Raw genomic sequence first — 21,191 nt, 5'->3', positions numbered from 1 at the left:
ATGTTTCCAAAAGGAAGTTTACTGTATAATATATTGCTCTTTGTAAAAGGAATGCTAATGGGGGTGGCTAATAAAGTTCCTGGTGTTTCTGGTGGAGCAGTTGCATATGTGTTAGGCTTTTACAATGAATTAATTTACTCATTTCAAAAAATTAATGGGAAAGCATTAATACTTTTAGTTAACGGAAGGTTTAAAAGTCTTTATAATTATATCAATGCTAAATTTCTAATTTATATAGTAGGGGGAATGGTGTTTAGCTACTTTACTGTTTCAAAATTGTTAGATTATTTTTTGGAACGTAATGAACTACAAGTTTGGGCATTGTTTTTTGGAATGATAATCGGTTCAGGAATTTATTTAATTAAGAGGTATGAAGGTTGGGAGCTAAAAAGTTATATTTCTTTAGTTTTGGGAATTGCAGTCGGTTTTGCTATTACTTTTATTCATCCAAGTGGAGAAAATGACAATCTTTGGTTTGTATTTCTTTGTGGTGTTATTGGTGTTTCAGGAATGACGATTCCAGGATTATCAGGTTCCTATATATTAATGTTGATGGGGAATTATGTTTTTCTATTAGTGGATTCCGTAAATGTTTTAAACGATGTTTTGGTAGGAATTTTTACAGGAAATACAACCCTGTTTTTAGAGGCTAGTAATCAAAAATATTTAATGGTTATTGCTGTTTTTACTTTAGGATCTCTTTTTGGATTGATATTTTTATCACAAATACTGGCTTTTGTTTTAGGTAGATGGGGCAAGGTAGTAAATGCAGTGATTATAGGATTTATTTTAGGTTCTTTAGGAACGGTATGGCCTTGGAAAGAAAAAATATATGCACAAGAGAACGGTGTATTTTTAAAAGATAATTTTAATCATAAAATAGTAGTAGGTTTTCACAAGTATTTGCCAGATTTTACCATTCAACAAACATGGGTTGCACTTTTGTTTGTAGTTGTTGGAGTATTATTGGTACTGGGTGTAGAACGTTTTTCAAAAACAAATTAAAAATGAGTAAGGTGACTTTTGGATTGGTAGGTAAAAATATTTCGTATTCTTTTTCTAGAGGATATTTTGGAGAGAAATTTCAGAAATTAGGATTAGAAAATCATCAATATGTAAATTTTGATTTGCCAGAAATCTCTGTGTTGGGTGATATTATCAAGGCAAGAGAAGAAGGATTAAAAGGGTTAAATGTAACCATTCCATACAAACAAGATGTTCATCCTTTTTTAGATGATATTGATGCAGATGCTCAAGAAATAGGAGCCATCAATACAATTAAATTAAATAGTGATGGAACAGCAATTGGTTATAATACAGATGTGTATGGATTTCAAAAATCATTAGAACCTTTGTTAAAATCTCATCATACAAAAGCTTTGATATTAGGAACAGGAGGAGCTTCAAAAGCGGTTGCTTATGCCTTTCAGAAATTAGGAATTGATTTTAAATTTGTGTCAAGAACTGCTACTCTAGAAAGATGGAGTTATGAGCAATTAAATGAACAGATTATTAAAGAATATACCGTTATTGTAAACTGTTCTCCTTTAGGAACATCACCAAGTATAGAACTTAAACCAGAAATTCCTTATCAGTATTTAAGTGCTAATCATTTGTTGTTTGATTTGATATACAATCCTTCTGAGACTACATTTTTGCGTTTAGGGAGAGAACAAGGGGCTACCACAAAAAATGGTTTGTCTATGTTAGAGTTACAGGCGGAAAAGTCTTGGGAAATTTGGAATAGCTAATTTTTAAAAAGGAGAAGCTTATAAAAAGTATTTTGGTATAATTTTAGTATCTTTCCTTTGTATAATCCTTTAAATTATGCACTTATGAAGAACTTAACTTTTATATTTATTAGTATCATGTTTGTTGGAGTGTTAAATGCACAAACAAATATTGTTTCAGATCAAAATCCGAATGCAAAAGCTGCGTATGAAAAATATGCCGTAGTTGCCAATGATTATATCTTAAAACAAGGAACTACTAGTCAACAAACTTATGTGGCTATAGATCCTATGGAGGAAAAAAGAATTAGAAAAAATATTCGCAAAGATTACAGAGCTATGAGGCCTTTATGGAGGCATCAGGAACGTATGGAAAGAGCAAAACATACTTCTTATGTTTACGGAAATCCTTATAGATGGTCATCTTATCAGCCTGTTTTAGGACGTTCTTTTACCAGTTTTGGTTTAGGATATTTTGCAGGTAGTTGTAGATTTTAAAAAATAAAATATAATAAAATGAAAAAAAGATTGTTTATAGCAGCACTTGGATTTGTAGCTGTATTGGTTACTACTTCGTGTGCTAGAAAAGTAACAAGAATTGATACTAATGAAGTAATTGATATTAGTGGAAGATGGAATGATACAGATGCAAGATTGAGTGCCGAAGACTTAAGTGCACAAATTGTAACTGGTGATTGGATAAGTAATCACTTAGTAGAAACAGGTGAAAAACCAGTGGTTATTGTAGGATTGGTTCGTAATAAATCACATGAACATATAGATGCAGAGGTGTTTACTGTTGAGGTAGAAAAAGCTTTGGTAAAATATCAAAAAGCAAGAGTTGTTCAAGGTGGAGAAATGAGGAATGAATTAAGAGCAGAGAGAGCAGATCAACAAACAAATGCATCAGTTTCTACCATGAAAAAGTTTGGGTTAGAAACGGGAGCTGATTATATGCTGCAAGGAACAATTAATTCTGTGGTAGATGCCTTAAAGAAACAGAAAGTTGTATATTATCAAATTGATTTAGAATTGACCAATATCCAAACAAATGAAAAGGTTTGGTTTGGAGAGAAGAAAATCAAGAAATACGTTAAAAACTAATCTTGACTTTTAATATTAAAAAAAACTGTTTAGGAATTTTTATAGAATTCTAAACAGTTTTTTTATTCATAATTTGCATGAAAACGTTAATGTCTATTATAAAATATTTAACTCTTTCAGTACTTGTTATAAGTGCTGTTAGCTGTGCTACTTACAATCAGTTAAGCGCAAAATATCAGCATGAAGTATTAAATGGTGAGTTTGAGGTAGCTCTTAATAGTGTAGACAATAACAGGTTTTTAAAAAAAGACAGGAATGAATTATTGTATTGCTTAGAAAAAGGAAAAATAGCTTATTTAAAAGGAGACTATAAGTTAAGCAATGAACTTTTTAACAAAGCAGATTTATTAATAGAAGATCATAAAAAAAACTTAAAAAGTGAAGTGTTAGGGTTTTTAACCAATCCTGAGAAAACAACATATAGGAGTGAAGATTTTGAAAAGGTTGCCATTCATTATTATAAAGCATTGAACTATATTTTTTTAAGCTTATATGATGAGGCTTTGGTTGAGGCAAAAAGAATTAATCTTCAATTACAAAAAATAAATGATTCGTATCCTGCAGGTAAAAAAAACAGGTATGCTACAGATGCTTTTGCTTTAAATTTACAAGGTTTGTTATATGAAGCTACAGGAAACTTAAACGATGCTTTTATTTCTTACAGAAATGCGGTAGAGTTATATCAATTAAATGATGGAACTTACTTTGGGGTTTCTATGCCTACTCAGTTAAAAAAAGACATTATTACTACAGCTCATTTGTTAGGATTTAAGGATGAAGAATTAAAATATTCGGAATTATTTAATTTAACATACAAAGAAAATTTATCTGGTAATAAAGGAGATTTAATTGTTTTTTGGGAAAGTGGATTGGTTCCATACAAATCACAAACATATTTTAGTTTTACCACCTTACCTGGTAATAATAACGGATTTGTTACCATAGCAAACGAAGACTTAGGTATTAATTTTCCTGTGCCAACAAGTAATAGTGCAAATAATGGTAAATTTTCGGATATTAGTGTCTTTAATATAGCTTTTCCAAAATATGAAGATAGAATTCCATATTTTACTAGCGGAAAAGTTGTTTTAAATAATAATTTGTCAGAAGTTTATCCTCTAGAGTTGGTAGAAGATTATAAAACTATAGCTTTTCAAACATTAAGAGATAGAACAGTAAGAGAAATAGGTAAAATAGCCATTCGTGTAGCAGCTAAAAAGTTTTCTGAAAATATTGTAAGAAATCAGAATGAAAACTTAGGAGCTGTCTTAGGATTGATAAATGCATTGACAGAAAAAACAGATACTAGGAACTGGCAAACATTACCTAGTAAAATATACTATACTAGATTACCTTTAAACCAAACAGAGAACAAGGTAAAGGTACAAGTAGCAACAAACAACGGTGAAAGTATAGAAAAGGAATTTGAAATAAAATCTACAGGAAATTTAAAATTCCTCAACTATATAACACCACAAAGCGATAGAACTAATTAATTAGTTTCGTTTAAATAAGATAAGAGTAAATTAAAATATAATGATTACCATAGATATGGAGAAAGAAACTCAATCAACAGACTATAAAACAATGTCTTTAGAAACTTTGGTTGCTGAATTAAAAAAGATGATTGATGAAAATCCTATTCAGGATATAAAAGAACAAGCAAGTGCTATAAGAGCTTCTTTTTATTATCAATACAATGAACAGTTAGATAAAGCTAAGGATTTGTTCATTCAAGAAGGAGGAAATGAAATTGATTTTGAATACTCTCAGCCTATTCAGATTGAATTTAAGGATTTGTGGAAATCTTATGTAGAGAAAAAAAATAACCATTATAAAAAATTGGTTAAAGAACTTGCTGACAATCTGGCTAAAAGAGAAGAAGTTATTGCTTCTATTAAATCTTTAGTAGAACAAGGTGAAGTTTCTAAAACATATAAAGAGTTTCAACAGTTAATGTCTGATTGGAAAGAAATAGGTCCAGTTACTTCAGATAAATATCAAGAAACTTGGGGTAATTACCATTTATATGTAGAGCAATATTATGATTTGTTACACATTAACAATGATTTAAGGGCTATTGATTTTAAACATAATTTAGAAGCAAAGCAGCAGGTAATTGAAAGGGCAAAACAATTGTTAGAGCATAATGATATTCAGTTTGCTTTTAATGAATTACAAGTTTTACATAAAATTTGGAAAGAAGAAACAGGACCCGTTGCTAAAGAATTTAGAGAACCAATTTGGGAAGAATTTTCAGCTTTATCAAACGCAATTCACGATAAAAGAACAACGTTTTTAGAAGCGTTAAGAAAAGTAGAAGAGCAGAACTACGATTTAAAATTAGCTAAAATTCAAGAAATTAAATATTTTGATTTTTCTAAAAATAAATCTTTTGGAGATTGGAAAAAAAGTATTGATGCTTTTGAAGTTTTAAAAGAAGAGTTTTTGGCTATTGGTAAAATACCTAAAAATAAAAATAAAGAAGTTTGGGATACTTTTAAAGAAGCAACAAGAGCCTTTAACAACGCAAAGAATAATTTTTTTAAAGAAACCAAAGCAGCTCAAAACGAAGCAATAGCTGTTAAAAATGCATTGATAGAAGAAGCACTAACATGGAAAGATTCTGATAATTTTGTAGAGGCTACCGAAGTATTTAAAAGAATTCAAGCAGCATGGAAAAAGGTAGGATTTGTTCCAAGAAAACAAGCAGATGCTTTATGGAAAGAATTTAAAAGCGCTTGTGATGCTTATTTTGATAGATTGAACAATGTTAAGAAAGAAGGAACTCCAGAAGAGCAAGACAATTTAATTAAAAAAGAAACCTTTTTAGCTAAATTATCAGAAACTAAAATTGATTTAGATTCTTATAAAGAGTTGTTAAAAGAATGGATTGGTTTAGGATTGGTACCTCCTCAAAAAAATAAAATAGATCAAGATATTTTACATTATATAACAAACGAACTTTCTTTACCTAAAGAAAAGATTGAAGCTGAGTTTATAAAATATCAATTAAAAATTGCTTATTTATTGGCTATTGATAGTAAGAAGTTATATACAGAATATGATCAGCTTAGAAATGAAGTAGACAATGCTACTAAAGATTTAAAGCAATTAGAAAATAATTTAGGCTTTTTTACCAACAGTAAAAAAAGTAATCCTTTGTTAGATACTGTTATGAAATCTATAGAAACAGAAAAAGAGAAATTACTCTTAGCTAAGAAAAAAATGAAATATTTAAAATCATTTCAATAAAACAAAAAACGAGAAGCTGTAAGCTTCTCGTTTTTTTATTGTTTAAGTAATTTTTTTCTAATTCTACTTAACTGAATAGGAGTAATACCTAAATGCGATGCAATTTGAAACTGAGGTATTAATTGATCTATATTTTTTATATTTCTTCTTAAAATTAAATATCGCTCTGTAGCGTTTTTAGAAAGTAAGTCTATTAAAGAAACTTCTAACTTAATATATTCTTGTTCCATTGCTTTGTACATAAATTCACCAAACTGGGGGTGTTCTTGTCTAAGGCTGGCTAAATTGTCAATTGTTATTTCTACAACTACAATATCTGTTAAAGCCTGACAGGCAATTAAAGCTGGAGCTTTATCCATAGCCGATTTTAATGAACCTGCTAGCTGACCTGGAGCTGCAATTGATTTGTTTATTTCAGGACCATCTACACTTGTTTTCATGTAGGTTCTTGTAATACCATCAATAATAAAAAATAACTTATTGTTTACATTACCCGTTTCACATAAATGATCCCCAGATTTATAGGAACTGACCTTTGCATAGCCAAGCAGTTTTTTTATAACTTCTTCTGGTAAAGGGTATATATTGTTTATGTAATTTAAAAAGCTATCCATAGTTATTTAGTAAGAATGTTATTAACAAATGTAAATTATTTTAGGAAACAATCCACGTAATCCGTGAATAAATGAAATAAAAATCCTAATGCAATTAAATTTGTTTTTTTTGGGAATAGTAATATTAAATAGATAATAAAGGCATAAAAAGAATGTAAAGGATGGAATCCTATACTACATCTATTTGGATCGAAAATAGGTGTGGCTAATAAATGATCTAAATCTATTAACATGGTAGAAATTAGAATTAACCAATTACGTTTCCAATGTTTTGGATTGTATGCATAAGCAATAAGGGCAGGAAATAAAAAATGTAATCCGTAGTGAATACAAAATTTAAGTGATAACATTTTGTAAATTTAAGTTTTCTAGATACAAACTAGCGTTTGGACCTTCCATAAATAGTAAATCTAAAATACTTAAGTTAGGTATAAAACCGTGTTTGTCATCAAATACTTGAACATACGGAGGATAATTTATTAACAGGTCTTTTTTAGCTTCAATCCAATTTCTAATATCTACTTTTTCTGTGTAATCTTTAAAGTATTCAGTCGTTTCCGAAAAGGCTCTTTCTTCTTGTAACGCATCCATAACAAAAGCATGTGTTTTTTGATGCAATTCCCATAGAAATTGATGTTTTGTCTCAAAAATAGACCTTAAATCATCTTCGTAGTATTCGTAAAAAGGAGAGGTTCTATAAGCAGACTGTAAAGATTTTAAATGAAGTTTTTGCCAATCTTCATCGTAATTTAATTCTATATTTGTCGTTTGCGTTTTTTGTCCTTTTTTACTTTTTACAGGTACGTTTAAAAGCAATTTACCATTGGCACTATATATATAGCAACGTGTTCTATAAGTTTGTTTTACAAAATTGTCTTGTGTTTCAAACTCAGTAGTGTTGGCTTGTAAAATAGCTGCATACTGTGCTATAGGGGCAAAGTATGCAGGTTGTACCAAAAGTTTTGGAATCATATTTATTTTTTTCTTCGTTTAACAACTTCTTTTCCTACGTAATAAAGTCCAAGAGCCACTAAGAAATACATAAAATAAGATTTAGGTTCTCCGTCTCCTCCAACTGTAGTGAAAACTCTATCCCATCGTACTTTTTTGTTGATGGCAGTTTCGTTCTGATCTAAACTCATCCATATAAATACAGGTTTACCAACCACATGATCAAAAGGTGTATATCCCCAATAACGAGCATCTAAAGAGCGTTGACGGTTATCTCCCATCATCCAGTAGTAATCTTGTTTAAAAGTGTATTTGTCAGTTTTTATTCCGTTGATATAAACATCTCCATTGTTTTTAATTTCAAAATCATTTTTCTCGTATTCAGAAATAATTCTTTGGTAAAACGGAAGTGATTTTTTATCAAGTGTAACCACATCTCCTTTTGAAGGAATGTAAATAGGTCCATAATTGTCTTGACTCCATGCGTATTGTGGGTCGTGAGGAAAAATGTCTGGTTGATAACTCCCTTTGGCTTGAATGTTTCTTTTGATAGAAATAACCTTAGGGTCTTTTTGCATCAATTCAGCATGTTCTTTATCTAAATTGATAAAGTATTTGTTTTGGGTTATTTGAGAAGCTTCTGATGGATTTACATTGTATTTGTGTACAATTTCATCATAAGTAAGAGGGGTTTTTGTATCTACATAATAATTAAATTGGGGCTTGGCTCTGTCTGGCAAAACAGTTCTTTCTCCGTTGATGTAGATATATCCATTCTTAATTTCTAAACTATCCCCAGGTATCCCAACGCAACGTTTTACATAGTTGGTTTTTTTATCAATAGGTTTGTAGGTAAACTTATCAGAAGTGTCTCCCCACATTAATGCTAATGAGTCCGAAGGCCAATTAAAAACAACAATTTCATTTCTTTTTATTTTTTGCAAACCTGGTAATCTCATATAAGGTAATTCAATTCCCTTTAAGTATGATGGCAGACTGGTTTTAGGAATAGAATCGTGTACCATTGGTAAAGAAATAGGACTCATAGGTACTCTAGCTCCGTAGTGAAACTTACTTACAAAAAGAAAATCACCAATTAATAAAGATTTTTCTAATGATGAGGTAGGAATAGTAAACGGTTGCATGATGTACGTGTGTACAAAAGTAGCTGCTGCTACTGCAAAAGTAATTGAGCTAACCCATTCTCCTGTTTTACTTGGTGGTTTTATACTACGATTTGCATTGTATTTTAACTGATCAAAAATAACGTAGTTTAAGTAAAAATTGTAAAAACCTAAGGTTAAAATGGCTAGCCATGTATCTTTAGGATCAAATTTTCTAAAGCTACGAGCAATTTCTACCCAAATAACTGGAAATATTAATAAGTTAATTACAGGAATAAACAATAACAATACCCACCATTTAGGTCTGTTAATAATTCCCATTAAAACTACTGCATTGTATACAGGAATAGCGGCTTCCCAAGATTTTCTGCCTGCTTTTTGGTATAATTTCCAAGTACCTGCAAAATGTAATAATTGTACTATTAAAAAGAATATAATCCAGTTCATTTTTTTGTTTTTTTATTATAACCCTAACACGTCTCTCATAGAAAACACACCGTGTTTCCCTACTAGCCATTCGGCAGCAATTACAGCTCCTAAAGCAAACCCCTGACGATTGTGAGCAGTGTGTTTTATTTCTATACTATCTACTTCTGACGTGTAATCTACAGTGTGCGTTCCAGGTACTTCAGGACTACGGACGGCTTTAATAGGAATGTTTACCTCTTCAGTAGCTTTATCTACTTCCCAACCTTTGTATTTGGTGTGTTCAATAACACCTTCGGCTAAAGTAATGGCCGTTCCACTAGGTTCGTCTAATTTTTGTTTGTGATGAATTTCTTCCATAGTTACATTGTACTGAGTAAGATTTTTCATCATTTTAGCTAAATGTTGGTTCAGCTCAAAAAAGATGTTTACTCCTAAGCTATAGTTAGATGCGTAAATAAATCCACCATTTTTTTCGTTACACAAATCCACCATTTTTTGGTAATCTGCCAACCAACCTGTGGTTCCAGAAACTACAGGAACATTGTTGTTAAAACAGTTTGATATGTTGCTTACAGCAACAGAAGGAATACTAAAGTCAATAGCAACATCGGCTAAAGTAATATCATATTCTTTAGTGTTTTCATCAACAACTACCACTATTTCATGTCCTCTGCTAACAGCTATTTTTTCAATAGTCTGTCCCATTTTTCCGTATCCTAATAATGCTATTTTCATTCTTAAAAGTTAAGATTTAATGATAACCCTACATAATTGTCTTTAGAAACATTGTCTCTCATCAATTTTGGGTCAAAAGTTATTTTATCTGTAATGTTAAATTGTAGCAAGTGTGCATCTATACTTGCTTCTAGTATTTGTAAAGCATACAAACCTATAAAGGTCAACAGAGATGTATCTCTGTTTCTTCTGAATTGTTGTTGGGCATTTTCTAAACTTGCATCAGAATATAAGTTGTAATATTCATCTATTTCTCCAGCAGCCCTTTGTTTAAAAGCTCTACGGACTTTATTATATGCTTTTGCATTGGTGGTATAATAATAAACGCTCGATGCCAAAGCTCCATAAACAATAGGGATTTTCCAATAACGTTTGTTATATGCTTGCCCTAGCCCTGGTAAAACAGCAGAGTAGAATGCTGCTTTTGCAGGAGATAAAGGATTGTAACTGTCCGTATCTTCTAAAAAGGCTTGACTGTCTACAGACAACTGTCCTTCTTCTTGCGAAAAAGAGAACTGCACTGTAAATAATAGAACTATTATGAGAATATTACGAATCACCTAAGTTTAATAAAGCTTTAATTTTGTTAAATTCTTCTTCTGATGAAAACGAGATGGCAATTTTTCCCTTTCCTTTGGCATTGGCACTAATAGCTACTTTTTGACCAAAGAAACGGTTAAATTTATCTTGACTTTCATTTACAAAAGAAGGAGTTGTATTGGTAACGGAATTATTTGGTTTTTCTTGTTTCATATTAGCTACCAAAGCTTCCGTTTGTCTAACAGATAATCCGTCTTTTAATATTTTTTCATAAACCTCTAATTGAATTAAGGTGTTATCTATGTTTATTAAAGCCCTACCATGCCCCATACTTACAAAACCATCTCTCATTCCTGTTTGAATGATTGGATCTAGTTTTAACAAACGTAAATAATTGGTTACAGTAGAACGTTTTTTACCTACACGACCTCCCAATTCTTCTTGAGTTAAGTTAATTTCATCAATCAAACGTTGGTAAGATAAGGCAACTTCAATAGGGTCTAAGTTTTTACGTTGAATGTTTTCAACCAAAGCCATTTCTAACATCTCTTGGTCGTTAGCCAAACGGATGTATGCAGGAATGGTTTTGTTTCCTATCAACTTAGAAGCACGGAATCTTCTTTCTCCCGAAACTAGTTGAAATTTATCATCTATTCTACGAACAGTAATAGGTTGAATAACCCCCAATATTTTAATAGAGTCTGCTAATTCTTTTAATGCTTCTTCATCAAAATAAGTTCTAGGTTGAAAAGGATTGACTTCAATTTGATCTAATTTTAGTTCAATAATATTTCCAATAATTTCTGTCGCTTTTTCATGCGTAGCAGAGCGAACAGTCATATCGTTTTCTTTCAATAATGCAGAAAGGCCTCTACCTAAAGCTTGTTTTTTTGTTGCTTTTGCCATGTGTTTTAATTCTTTGTAATCACTTCGTGAGCAAGATTTATATAGTTTACGGCACCTCTACTAGTAGCATCATAAGCTATAATACTTTCTCCATAACTTGGAGCTTCTCCTAAACGAATATTACGTTGTATAATGGTTTCAAAAACCATATCACTAAAGTGTTTTTTAACTTCTTCTACTACCTGATTAGACAATCGTAAACGAGAATCGTACATGGTTAATAAAAGTCCTTCAATATCTAAAGAAGGGTTGTGTATTTTTTGAACACTTTTAATGGTGTTTAATAATTTTCCTAAGCCTTCTAAAGCAAAATATTCGCATTGAATTGGAATAATTACTGAATTTGCAGCGGTTAAAGAGTTTAAGGTAATCAATCCTAAAGAAGGTGCACAATCTATAATAATAAAATCATACAAATCAACAATAGGTTTTAATACTTCCTTAAGCATGTATTCTCTATTCTCTTTATCTACCAACTCAATTTCAATAGCAACCAAATCAATATGTGCAGGAATAATATCTACATTAGGAGAGTTGGTTGGTACAATTGCTTCGGCAGCTGTACAAGTATGTTCTAAAATTTCATACGTTCCTTTTTCTACAGTTTCAATATCAATTCCTAAACCAGACGAAGCATTTGCTTGTGGATCAGCATCAATAATCAAAACCTTTTTTTCTAAAACCCCTAAAGAGGCTGCCAAATTAACAGAAGTAGTTGTTTTACCCACTCCTCCTTTTTGATTAGCAATAGCAATAATTTTTCCCATGTAATAGATGCTGTTTATAATGTAGGTAAAAGTACAATTATTTGTGAGTTGATGAAAGTTAAGATATTAACAATTATGGTTGATTTTTTGACTAAAGACCAACCATTGTTAATAAGTTTTGTGTGCATATAATCGTTATTTATGAGGAATGTTTTTTAAAATTTCAATCAAAAAAGTCCAGAATTTTTGTGTGGATGAAATACTTACTCTTTCTTCTGGAGAATGTGCTCCACGGATGGTTGGCCCAAAAGAAACCATTTCCATTGTAGGATAATGTTCTCCTATAATTCCACATTCTAGTCCGGCATGGCAAGCGTTGATGTTTGGTTTGTTTTTAAATAAATTTTGATAAATATTCTCCATAGTAGTTATAATACTAGCATTTGGGTTGGGTTGCCAACCAGGATAAGAACCATCTGTCTTTACAGCAAAGCCACCTAACTGAAAAATACAAGATAACTTGTTTGATAAATCTTCTTTTTCACTTTCTATAGATGATCTTGTTAAACAAGCAAAAGTGATATTTCCATTTTCTACTTTTACCGATGCCAAATTGTTTGAGGTAGCTACTAAATCTGTAATATTAGCATCCATGGTATATACTCCGTTATGGCAAGCATATATAGTTTGTAGTAATAAAGTTTGATCTTTGGGACTTAAACCTTCTGTTTTGTTTTCTGTATTAGCAATAGAAATAGCCAAATTAGGTTCTTTAACGGCCCATTCTTTTTTAATATTTGTAGAAACTTCTTCTAATTTTTGTTGAAAAGTTTCTGAATTTTCAACAGCTATAATGCATTCTGATTCCCTAGGAATGGCATTACGTAAATTACCTCCTTGTAATGTAATTATTTGAAAAGATTCTGTTTTGTTAATTTCAAACAAAACACGGGTTAATAATTTATTAGCATTTCCTAAACCTTTAACAATGTCCATTCCAGAATGTCCTCCTTTTAAACCATTTAATATAATTTTATAAAAAGAAGCATTTAGTTTTGTTGGAACAGGAGTGTAGTTTTTAGTTGCAGTAATGTCAATACCACCAGCACAGCCAATGGTAATTTCATCATCTTCTTCGGTATCTAAGTTTAATAAAATATCACCAGAAATAAACCCCGGTTGTAGTTCAAAAGCACCAGTCATTCCTGTTTCTTCATCAATGGTAAACAGTGCCTCTAATTCAGGGTGTTTAATGTTTTTATCGGCTAAAATACTCATAATGGCAGCTACTCCTAAACCATTATCGGCACCCAAAGTGGTTCCTTTGGCTTTTACCCAATCACCATCTACATACATTTCAATTCCTTGAGTATCAAAATTAAAAAGAGTGTTGTTGTTTTTTTGATGCACCATATCTAAATGCGATTGCAAAGTCACTTTTTTTCTGTTTTCATAACCAGCAGTAGCAGGTTTTTTAATTAAAACATTTAAGGCTTTGTCTTGTACAGTTTCTAAACCTAATTTTTGCCCAAAAGCAACCATAAAGTCAGAAATGGCTTGTTCTTTTTTAGAGGCTCTAGGAATGGCATTTATCAAATTAAAATGAGCCCAAATTTCTTTGGGCTCAATATGTTGTAAAGGGTTGTTCATTATATTTCTATGATTATTTCTGATAGGGTTTTTCTTACCTTTTTTTCTTTTGCCATAAAATCATCTTTGGCTCTAAAACCTACAGGCAATAAAAGTGCCGATTTTAAGTTTTTGTCATTTAATTTTAATATTTCATCAAATTTAGCAGGATTGAAACCTTCCATTGGGCAAGCATCAATTTTTTCTAAGGCACAAACAGTTAGTAGATTTCCTAAGGCAATGTAGGTTTGGTTAATGAATGCTTTGTGTTTGTCTACTTCTGATTTGCTATCAAAATCATTCATTAAAAAATCTCTAAAAGGTTTTAAAATTTCATCAGGAGTGTTTCTTTGCTGCTTAACACGATTAAAGTATTCTTCAACATTTGCACCATCAAAAGCATCAGGATAACAAAGCACTAGTAAATGTGAAGCCTCTGTTACTTGTTTTTGATTAAAAGCAAATGGTAATAATTCTTCTCTTATTTCTTTATTTTCTATAATGACCAAGCTCAAGGTTTGTAATCCGTAAGAGGTTGCCGTTAAATTAAAAGCTTCTTTAATGGTTTGTAGTTGCTGTTTTGATAACTTTTTAGTGTTGTCAAATTTTTTGGTTGCATATCGCCATTCTAGGCTTTCAATAATATTCATATTTCTCTTCTTGATTCTGATGACAAAAATAAGGTATTTATTTTTTAACTTAACCTTCAAAACTTTAGATTCTAAAACGCTATGAAAGAGTCTTTTTTACATTTGGTTTGGCAACAACAGTTGTTAGATAATAAAAGGTTATGTACTACCAAAGGAGAAAAATTAAAAATTCATAAAACAGGATTTTTAAATACGCTGCAAGGGCCAGATTTTAACAATGGATTGATTGAAATTGACCGTCAAAAATGGGCAGGAAATGTAGAGATTCATGTAAAATCATCGGATTGGTATGCGCATCAACATCAAAATGATAAAAATTATCAAAACGTAATTTTACACGTGGTTTATGAACATGATGTAGAGGTTTTTGACTTACATAGTAATGAAATTCCGACTGTAGAATTGAAAAATTTTATTCATGAAAGGGTGTTGAGTAATTATAAAATATTGATGAACAACAGGCAACAATGGGTTTTTTGTGAACAAAATTTAAAGGAGATAGATGAATTTAAAATCAACAATTGGCTAGAACGAGTGTATGTGGAACGTTTGGAAAGAAAGATTGATGATATTGCTACTATTTATCAAAATAGTGGTCAAGATTGGGAAGCAACGTTGTTTTTAACCATGGCTAAATATTTTGGAGGAAACTTAAACGGTCAGCTATTTTTAGAGGCATTTTCTCAGGTTGATTTTTCTATCATCAGAAAACAAATAGTTAATAACACCATACATTCCTTTTTATATGGATTATTAGGGTTGTTAGATAATAAGCAAGTAGAAGATGCTTATTACCAAAACTTACAAAAGGAGTTTGTCTATCAAAAACAAAAATATCAATTAGGGAATTTAAAAAAGGTTCAATTGCATTTTTATGGGTGTAGACCTCAGAATTTTCCTACTATTAGGTTGGCTCAATTGATTGCTTTTTATAAAGAACATTCATCGGTTTTTGATAAAGTCTTATGTTTGGGTAATAAACTAAATGATTATAAAGATTTGTTTAAAGTTAAGATTGATGATTATTGGCAAGAGCATTATCACTTTGATAAGCCTTCAAAAAAATCACCCAAACAAATAAGTAAAGGCTTTGTAGATCTTTTATTGATAAATGTGGTTGTACCCGTTTTGTTTTTATATCAAAAAAGTAGAGGAGAGGATTATGAACTGTTGTTAGAGTTGATGTACGAGCTTTCACCAGAGAAAAACAATATCATTCAAAAATTTCATCAATATGGAGTTAAAACAACATCAGCCTTGCAAACACAAGCTTTGTTAACGCTTAAAAAAGAATATTGTGACAAAGAGCGTTGTGCTGAGTGTGTTATTGGTGTTGAGTTGATGAAAAGTCAATAATCGTCGTTTATAGATACTCTAAGATAAGTTAATACAATTTAGGAAACTTATTTGGGTTTGTTTCATGAAAAATAGCATATATTTTTTCAAAAACATCATCGTGAGAGGGTTTAGAAAAATAATCTCCATCACTACCATAAGCAGGTCTGTGTTCTTGAGCAGAAATACAAATAGGTTTGCTGTCTAAATATTGATAAGCGTTTTGCTCATCTACCACTTTTTGTAAAATATAAGCAGAGGCTCCTCCAGGAACATCTTCATCAATAATTGCTAAGCGGTTAGTTTTAGAAACACTGTAAGAAATATTGTGATCTAAATCAAAAGGCATTAAACTTTGTACATCTACAACTTCTGCATTAATTCCTACTTGAGCCAACTCTTTTTGAGCCACCTCTAATACAATTTTTAAGGTAGAACCATAAGAAACCAAAGTAATGTCTGTTCCCTCTTTAATGGTTTCAGAATATCCAATAGGCGTGCAGTATTCTCCTAAATTGTTAGGTTTTTCTTCTTTTAAACGGTAACCATTTAAGTTTTCTATCACAATTGCAGGTTCATCAGTTTGCAATAATGTGTTGTAAAAACCTGCAGCCTTAGTCATGTTTCTAGGAACTAATAAATGCATTCCTCTTAAACAGCTTAAAATTAATGCCATTGGAGAACCTGAATGCCAAATTCCTTCTAATCTATGTCCTCTTGTTCTTACAATTAACGGAGCTGTTTGTTTACCAAAAGTTCTGTAACGTAAACATGCCAAGTCATCACTTAAAGTTTGAACGGCATATAAAATATAATCTAGGTATTGAATTTCGGCAATAGGACGTAAACCTCTTAAAGCCATTCCAATTCCTTGTCCCATAATAGTAGCTTCTCTAATTCCGGTATCGGCTACACGTAATTCACCATATTTGTCTTGTAAGCTTTCTAATCCTTGATTTACATCTCCAATTTTACCAGCATCTTCACCAAAAATAAATAGGTTGTCATGTTTTTTTAACAAAGCATCAAAATTATCACGAATAATTACTCTTGCATCTACAATTTCTTTGGTTTCAGCATAAGTAGGTAATATTTCGTCTATAGAAGAAGCTCCATTACCCAAATCGTTTAATAATTTAGAACTATATTTTTCCTGAGCAATAGGAAGGTTTTTCTGTAACCATTTTTGTAAAATAGTTTTGCTAGGAATGTTTTCTTCACGGATATAACTTAGAACTTTTCTAGCAGTACCGTAAATATCTTTACGGTGAACTTCTGTCATTCCCTCTAAGTCGTTTTTTAATTTCTGAATAAAGTTTTTGTTAATACTTTCTTCGCATACTTTATTTAAAACGGTAATAAGACTGTTCTCTTCAGTTTTTAAAGGTTGTAAAAACGCTTGCCATGCTGCTCTTTTGGCAGCAGCAACTTCTTGTTTAGCTCTTTTTTCTATAGCTATTAATTCCTCTTCACTTTCTACAAATTTTAATACGCTGTCTTCGGTAGATAAATCAAAGTCTAAAATCCATTCACGCATTTTTTTGTTACAATCAAAATCTCTTTCCCATTGTAAACGTTCTTGACTTTTGTAGCGTTCATGAGAGCCAGAAGTAGAGTGTCCTTGTGGTTGTGTTACTTCTGAAACGTGAATCATGACTGGTACGTGTTCTTCTCTTGCAATTTGTGATGCTTTGGTATAAGCATCAATTAAACTTGAGTAATCCCAACCTTTTACGTTAAAAATTTCTATCCCATTGTTTTCATCATCTCTTTGAAAACCTTTTAAAACCTCAGAAATGTTTTCTTTGGTTGTATGGTGTTTTTGATGTACTGAAATTCCGTATTCATCATCCCAAATACTTGCCACCATAGGTATTTGTAAAACTCCAGCAGCATTGATGGCTTCAAAAAAATGTCCTTCACTAGTACTTGCATTTCCAATAGTTCCCCAAGCAACTTCGTTTCCGTTTTTACTAAATTTTTCGTAACCATTTTGTACTGATGCTTCTTGTCTATACAATTTTGAAGCGTAAGCTAGACCAACTAACCGAGGCATTTGTGCTGCTGTACAAGATACGTCTGAAGCCGTGTTGTATTGTTGGGTTAGGTTTTTCCATTCTCCATTTTCGTCTAAACTATGAGAGGCAAAGTGCCCTCCCATTTGTCTACCCGCTGCAAAAGGTTCGTGGTTAATGTCTGTATGAGCGTATAAACCTGCAAAAAATTGTTGTGGAGTTAATTCTCCCAAAGCTAACATAAAGGTTTGATCTCTATAATAACCTGAACGCCAATCACCTTTTTCAAAGGCTTTGGCCATGGCAATTTGTGGTAATTCTTTACCATCACCAAAAATTCCAAATTTTGCTTTTCCTGTTAAAACTTCTTTTCTACCAAGCAAACTACATTCTCGACTTAGGACGGCAATGTAATAATCATTTAAAATTTCTTCCCTAAATTGATTGAACGTAAGTTCTTGCTCGTTTTTCGGATCCACAGTTATAGGCATCTTTATAGCTATTTATAAGAGTGTAAAGTTAGGTATTTCTACTGGGATATTAAAGATAAAGAAAAAGTTCACTTTTATGGTAATATGTTACTTGTTCTTTATGTGTTAAGTTGCTTGTATAGTGTGTGTTATGTTGTTTTGTGTAGAGAGGCATATTTTTAACTATAAAATTTAAAACAATTGTTGTTTAAAGAACTTAACCAATGGTTGTGCTTTTAAAGTAATTGTAAACCTAATGTTTTTCCAATACTGAGCATCTTTAGGAATAAAACCTTCTTTATTGTATACGGGTAAGTAAAATTCTAAAATATCAGGAATAAAATTTAAGCGAATTCCTCCTTCATAATCTAAAAAAGGAGATTCGTTTCTACTTTTAGATAAGGCAATGTTGTTAAAGGCTTCTACCCATCGTACAATTCCTACGCTGGTGTTGATACTAGTTAACCATTGATTAGAAAAACCAGGTTCATTTTGAGAAATAAAACCTCCTTGAGCTTTTATGTATTGTTGAGTTAGAATTCCTGTAGTTTCAGATCTTCCTAAGTAAGGGAGTTCAAACAAATAGTCGTTTGCTGTATGTTGATTAAAACTAAAATAATCTGAAGTAGTAGTGTTTCTTAGAAAGAGTCCTCCATAAAATCTAAATTCAACTGGTCTTTTTTTATTGGTTAAATGTCGGTATCTAAAATCGGTAGTTAGTTTAGAAAACTTGGTTGCAACCTCTGTGCTTACATTTAATTTATAGTCGTTAATTAATTCGTTTTTTCGATAATCATAACTCAGTTTTAAGAGTTGATACCTGTCTTCTTCCGTTTGTTGCATACCAGACTCTACTTCTTTATTAATACCTAAAAAGCGAGCCATTATTTTATTTGTTCCTAAGGCTCTCATGTCTTTCTGCTTAAAATCTATGGTAAAGTATGGAGAAATAACATTGTAGTTTAGGTCTTTAGTGTAGTGGTAATTACTTCCGTTCATACCAAAGCTAATATCAAAAATATTGGTTTTTTCGGGGTAAACAGTATAAGAAAAATCAAATCCTCCAGTTAACGTTCCACTAGCTGTACTATAAGTGGGTTTAAGTTTGTATTCAAAGTTTTTGCGAATAAAGGCTTTGTTTTGAATTCCTACTCCTAAAATAACCCCATCATAAAAGTTATAGGCAAATTCAGGATTTAAAAAAACTTGATGCGCATTGGGGTTGTTTAAATCCTTTAGTAATTTAATTTTTAAAGGACGTTCAAATAATTTTGGTTTGGCATTTTTCCAGTTGTTTCGGTTGTTAATTTCAGGATAATCATTTTCGTAGTTCAATATAACTTTATCTAAACTGTCGTTTTTAATGGCAATTTTTTTAGTGTCAGAAAAACCATCAGTCCACGTTTTACTTTTAATTTTATTGTTTTTTAAACCATATATAGCTACAGGTGTTTTAATGCTTCTTCTGTTTTTTAAAGTGATATAAACACTATCTTTTTTAAATGTGGCTTTACTTATTTTATGATCTATTTTTTTGTTAGAACTTACCCATTCGTCCATAAACCACGAAATATCCTTATTGCTTTTTTGATGCAAAATTTCCATCAAATCATTAGGATCACTATTCTTATTTAGATTTTGGTGGATGTATTCTTTGATAGCGGATTGTAAAATATCTTTACCAAGATATCGTTCTAAAAAAATAAAACTCAGTCCTGCTTTATAAGGAGTAATAATTTTTCGATTATAGTTAGATAAGTTTTTTAAAGGAGTGTCTAAACTTTGGTCTAAATTTTCTCTAGCTGTAATTTGATGTATAATTGAAAATTTATCTGTGAATTTACTTTTAGCAATATTCATTGACCTAAGTCCCCAAATATTAGCTAAACGTCCCATAATTTTTGAATTAGGATAGTTCTTTTCGATGTATTGAATAAATAAATAAACCTCTAAACCCTCCGTAAATGTATAATATTTGTATTTGTTGTTTAAAATAAGTTGATCTATATATTCAGAACACAACGTTTTAAAAAACTTAATTTCCCATTTAAAGTCTTCTTTGTAAGGATGTAAAAAGTTAGGCAAAAATTTTAACTCATAAATAGGGTCTTCATTATAAGTTGCTTTTTCAATTAAAATTTCATGATGTGGTAACTTTCCTATATGTTCTTCTAAAAAAGTAATCATTCGGTTTATTTTTTCTTCCTGAGTGTCTGTGTCAAAATTTTCCGAAATAAAATCAGTAACTACATCTGTGTTATGGGTTTTTATAGTTAAGTAAGATTTTAAAAAAGTGATGCTAATGTCTGCATTAACAAAATTTTTACCCGTTAAATGATAGTTTAAATAATCACTCCCAATGTTTTTTTGTTGATGAAAAGCACTGTGTACTTGATAACCAATAGGTACTTTAAATTTGATGTTATAATCAGTAGGGGTGTTGTATTGATAATTTAGGTTGTTGTGAGAGTCTAATATCCAATTGCTTTCATACGGAGCAGGTGAAATATACCAATCTTGTAAATAGTAATCCATGTCTTTTTTACCACTTCCTGTAAATTTAGCATTCGGAATTTTAATGACATATTTTAAAGAAATAGATATGCTATCATTTGGTTTTAAAGCATTTTTTAGGTTTACATATATTAAATCTTTTTGATGGTGAGGGGAATGGTAGGTAAGATTTATATTGTTGTTTTTGATACTGTTTATTTGCGAATATCCTCTGTCCTCATCTCTAGAAAAATAAAAATCAGTTTTATAATCTTCTAACAATCTTTTGGCTAAAGGAGTTTCACTATCCTTGTAACTATTAGCCCAGTTTCTTAGCACAAGTTCATGTAACGTATCTTTACTTGTGTTGTAATAAGTAATTTTTTGAGAGATGTTTAAAATATTCTTTTCCGTAAACAATTGAGCATCTATAGTCGTTTTGTTATTTTGACTATAGATGCTTAATCCTGTAAATAAAATGATGATGCGGAAAAGAGTTTTCAA

Annotated in this window: 19 protein-coding genes; 7 read left to right on the top strand and 12 right to left on the bottom strand. The window is 31.0% G+C overall.

Translation table 11 applies throughout. The annotated features are described in order from the left end of the window. The 6 genes from ACXGQT_RS07055 (at nucleotide 1) to ACXGQT_RS07030 (ending at nucleotide 6,089) form a co-directional block, all read left to right on the top strand. Nucleotides 1-1,005 carry a DUF368 domain-containing protein gene (locus ACXGQT_RS07055; protein WP_457830695.1) on the top strand — a complete coding sequence of 335 codons (1,005 nt, stop codon included), beginning with the start codon at nucleotides 1-3 and terminating at the stop codon, nucleotides 1,003-1,005. Nucleotides 1,006-1,007: 2 nt separating this feature from the next. Beyond that, nucleotides 1,008-1,751 (top strand): shikimate dehydrogenase family protein, encoded by a 744-nt coding sequence (locus ACXGQT_RS07050; protein ID WP_457830694.1) that lies wholly within the window; start codon nucleotides 1,008-1,010, stop codon nucleotides 1,749-1,751. A gap of 84 nt (nucleotides 1,752-1,835) precedes the next feature. Next, nucleotides 1,836-2,228, top strand: a complete 393-nt coding sequence (locus ACXGQT_RS07045; protein ID WP_457830693.1) for a hypothetical protein — start codon at nucleotides 1,836-1,838, stop codon at nucleotides 2,226-2,228. Nucleotides 2,229-2,246: 18 nt separating this feature from the next. After that, nucleotides 2,247-2,834 carry a penicillin-binding protein activator LpoB gene (locus ACXGQT_RS07040; protein WP_457830692.1) on the top strand — a complete coding sequence of 196 codons (588 nt, stop codon included), beginning with the start codon at nucleotides 2,247-2,249 and terminating at the stop codon, nucleotides 2,832-2,834. Between the two features lie 77 nt (nucleotides 2,835-2,911). Further along, complete coding sequence (locus ACXGQT_RS07035) at nucleotides 2,912-4,330, top strand: COG3014 family protein (RefSeq protein WP_457830691.1); 1,419 nt, start codon at nucleotides 2,912-2,914, stop codon at nucleotides 4,328-4,330. Nucleotides 4,331-4,370: 40 nt separating this feature from the next. Next, nucleotides 4,371-6,089: a DUF349 domain-containing protein gene (locus tag ACXGQT_RS07030; RefSeq protein WP_457830690.1), complete on the top strand. Its 1,719-nt coding sequence runs from the start codon at nucleotides 4,371-4,373 to the stop codon at nucleotides 6,087-6,089. Between the two features lie 35 nt (nucleotides 6,090-6,124). Here ACXGQT_RS07030 and ACXGQT_RS07025 read toward each other — a convergent pair whose 3' ends face one another. The 10 genes from ACXGQT_RS07025 to ACXGQT_RS06980 all read right to left on the bottom strand — a co-directional run bounded on the left by ACXGQT_RS07025 (nucleotide 6,125) and on the right by ACXGQT_RS06980 (nucleotide 14,374). Continuing rightward, nucleotides 6,125-6,703, bottom strand: a complete 579-nt coding sequence (locus ACXGQT_RS07025; protein ID WP_457830689.1) for a Crp/Fnr family transcriptional regulator — start codon at nucleotides 6,701-6,703, stop codon at nucleotides 6,125-6,127. A gap of 35 nt (nucleotides 6,704-6,738) precedes the next feature. Next, a complete protein-coding gene (locus tag ACXGQT_RS07020) occupies nucleotides 6,739-7,053 on the bottom strand; it encodes a DUF6122 family protein (RefSeq protein WP_457830688.1) in 315 nt (104 codons plus the stop codon). Then, on the bottom strand, nucleotides 7,040-7,675 hold the full coding sequence (locus tag ACXGQT_RS07015; RefSeq protein ID WP_457830687.1) for a WbqC family protein: 636 nt from the start codon (nucleotides 7,673-7,675) through the stop codon (nucleotides 7,040-7,042). Before ACXGQT_RS07015 ends, ACXGQT_RS07020 begins: the two co-directional genes overlap by 14 nt. Before the next feature lie 2 nt (nucleotides 7,676-7,677). Then, on the bottom strand, nucleotides 7,678-9,225 hold the full coding sequence (gene lepB / locus ACXGQT_RS07010; protein WP_457830686.1) for a signal peptidase I: 1,548 nt from the start codon (nucleotides 9,223-9,225) through the stop codon (nucleotides 7,678-7,680). A 15-nt stretch (nucleotides 9,226-9,240) separates the two neighbouring features. Further along, on the bottom strand, nucleotides 9,241-9,942 hold the full coding sequence (gene dapB, locus ACXGQT_RS07005) for a 4-hydroxy-tetrahydrodipicolinate reductase (protein WP_457830685.1): 702 nt from the start codon (nucleotides 9,940-9,942) through the stop codon (nucleotides 9,241-9,243). 2 nt (nucleotides 9,943-9,944) lie between these two features. Beyond that, nucleotides 9,945-10,502 carry a DUF5683 domain-containing protein gene (locus tag ACXGQT_RS07000; protein ID WP_457830684.1) on the bottom strand — a complete coding sequence of 186 codons (558 nt, stop codon included), beginning with the start codon at nucleotides 10,500-10,502 and terminating at the stop codon, nucleotides 9,945-9,947. Beyond that, a complete protein-coding gene (locus ACXGQT_RS06995; RefSeq protein ID WP_457830683.1) occupies nucleotides 10,492-11,388 on the bottom strand; it encodes a ParB/RepB/Spo0J family partition protein in 897 nt (298 codons plus the stop codon). Before ACXGQT_RS06995 ends, ACXGQT_RS07000 begins: the two co-directional genes overlap by 11 nt. A gap of 5 nt (nucleotides 11,389-11,393) precedes the next feature. Then, nucleotides 11,394-12,155 carry a ParA family protein gene (locus ACXGQT_RS06990; protein WP_457830682.1) on the bottom strand — a complete coding sequence of 254 codons (762 nt, stop codon included), beginning with the start codon at nucleotides 12,153-12,155 and terminating at the stop codon, nucleotides 11,394-11,396. Between the two features lie 135 nt (nucleotides 12,156-12,290). Continuing rightward, nucleotides 12,291-13,745, bottom strand: coding sequence for an aminoacyl-histidine dipeptidase (locus tag ACXGQT_RS06985; RefSeq protein WP_457830681.1), 1,455 nt, complete (start codon nucleotides 13,743-13,745; stop codon nucleotides 12,291-12,293). Continuing rightward, on the bottom strand, nucleotides 13,745-14,374 hold the full coding sequence (locus ACXGQT_RS06980) for an NAD(P)H-dependent oxidoreductase (RefSeq protein WP_457830680.1): 630 nt from the start codon (nucleotides 14,372-14,374) through the stop codon (nucleotides 13,745-13,747). The genes ACXGQT_RS06985 and ACXGQT_RS06980 overlap by 1 nt, the downstream gene beginning before the upstream one ends. 81 nt (nucleotides 14,375-14,455) lie before the next feature. Here ACXGQT_RS06980 and ACXGQT_RS06975 point away from each other — a divergent pair, with 81 nt between their 5' ends. After that, the gene (locus ACXGQT_RS06975) at nucleotides 14,456-15,730 is read left to right on the top strand and encodes a DUF2851 family protein (RefSeq protein WP_457830679.1); all 1,275 of its coding nucleotides are present in this window, start codon (nucleotides 14,456-14,458) and stop codon (nucleotides 15,728-15,730) included. Between the two features lie 28 nt (nucleotides 15,731-15,758). Here ACXGQT_RS06975 and ACXGQT_RS06970 read toward each other — a convergent pair whose 3' ends face one another. Together ACXGQT_RS06970 and ACXGQT_RS06965 are read right to left on the bottom strand one after the other, a co-directional pair. After that, complete coding sequence (locus ACXGQT_RS06970; RefSeq protein WP_457830678.1) at nucleotides 15,759-18,215, bottom strand: alpha-ketoacid dehydrogenase subunit alpha/beta; 2,457 nt, start codon at nucleotides 18,213-18,215, stop codon at nucleotides 15,759-15,761. A 171-nt stretch (nucleotides 18,216-18,386) separates the two neighbouring features. Then, complete coding sequence (locus ACXGQT_RS06965) at nucleotides 18,387-21,191, bottom strand: M1 family aminopeptidase (protein ID WP_457830677.1); 2,805 nt, start codon at nucleotides 21,189-21,191, stop codon at nucleotides 18,387-18,389.

This window comes from Wenyingzhuangia sp. IMCC45467, from assembly GCF_054111205.1.
This window is presented reverse-complemented; position numbering and strand designations above follow the sequence as displayed.

Coding starts and splice junctions, on each gene's coding strand:
- ACXGQT_RS07030 (WP_457830690.1), top strand. CDS start 4,371: ATGATTACCATAGATATGGAGAAAGAAACTCAATCAACAGACTATAAA.
- ACXGQT_RS07035 (WP_457830691.1), top strand. CDS start 2,912: ATGAAAACGTTAATGTCTATTATAAAATATTTAACTCTTTCAGTACTT.
- ACXGQT_RS07015 (WP_457830687.1), bottom strand. CDS start 7,675: ATGATTCCAAAACTTTTGGTACAACCTGCATACTTTGCCCCTATAGCA.
- ACXGQT_RS06985 (WP_457830681.1), bottom strand. CDS start 13,745: ATGAACAACCCTTTACAACATATTGAGCCCAAAGAAATTTGGGCTCAT.
- ACXGQT_RS06990 (WP_457830682.1), bottom strand. CDS start 12,155: ATGGGAAAAATTATTGCTATTGCTAATCAAAAAGGAGGAGTGGGTAAA.
- ACXGQT_RS06995 (WP_457830683.1), bottom strand. CDS start 11,388: ATGGCAAAAGCAACAAAAAAACAAGCTTTAGGTAGAGGCCTTTCTGCA.
- ACXGQT_RS07025 (WP_457830689.1), bottom strand. CDS start 6,703: ATGGATAGCTTTTTAAATTACATAAACAATATATACCCTTTACCAGAA.
- lepB (WP_457830686.1), bottom strand. CDS start 9,225: ATGAACTGGATTATATTCTTTTTAATAGTACAATTATTACATTTTGCA.
- ACXGQT_RS07045 (WP_457830693.1), top strand. CDS start 1,836: ATGAAGAACTTAACTTTTATATTTATTAGTATCATGTTTGTTGGAGTG.
- ACXGQT_RS06975 (WP_457830679.1), top strand. CDS start 14,456: ATGAAAGAGTCTTTTTTACATTTGGTTTGGCAACAACAGTTGTTAGAT.
- ACXGQT_RS06970 (WP_457830678.1), bottom strand. CDS start 18,215: ATGCCTATAACTGTGGATCCGAAAAACGAGCAAGAACTTACGTTCAAT.
- ACXGQT_RS07020 (WP_457830688.1), bottom strand. CDS start 7,053: ATGTTATCACTTAAATTTTGTATTCACTACGGATTACATTTTTTATTT.
- ACXGQT_RS07040 (WP_457830692.1), top strand. CDS start 2,247: ATGAAAAAAAGATTGTTTATAGCAGCACTTGGATTTGTAGCTGTATTG.
- ACXGQT_RS07050 (WP_457830694.1), top strand. CDS start 1,008: ATGAGTAAGGTGACTTTTGGATTGGTAGGTAAAAATATTTCGTATTCT.
- ACXGQT_RS07055 (WP_457830695.1), top strand. CDS start 1: ATGTTTCCAAAAGGAAGTTTACTGTATAATATATTGCTCTTTGTAAAA.
- dapB (WP_457830685.1), bottom strand. CDS start 9,942: ATGAAAATAGCATTATTAGGATACGGAAAAATGGGACAGACTATTGAA.
- ACXGQT_RS06980 (WP_457830680.1), bottom strand. CDS start 14,374: ATGAATATTATTGAAAGCCTAGAATGGCGATATGCAACCAAAAAATTT.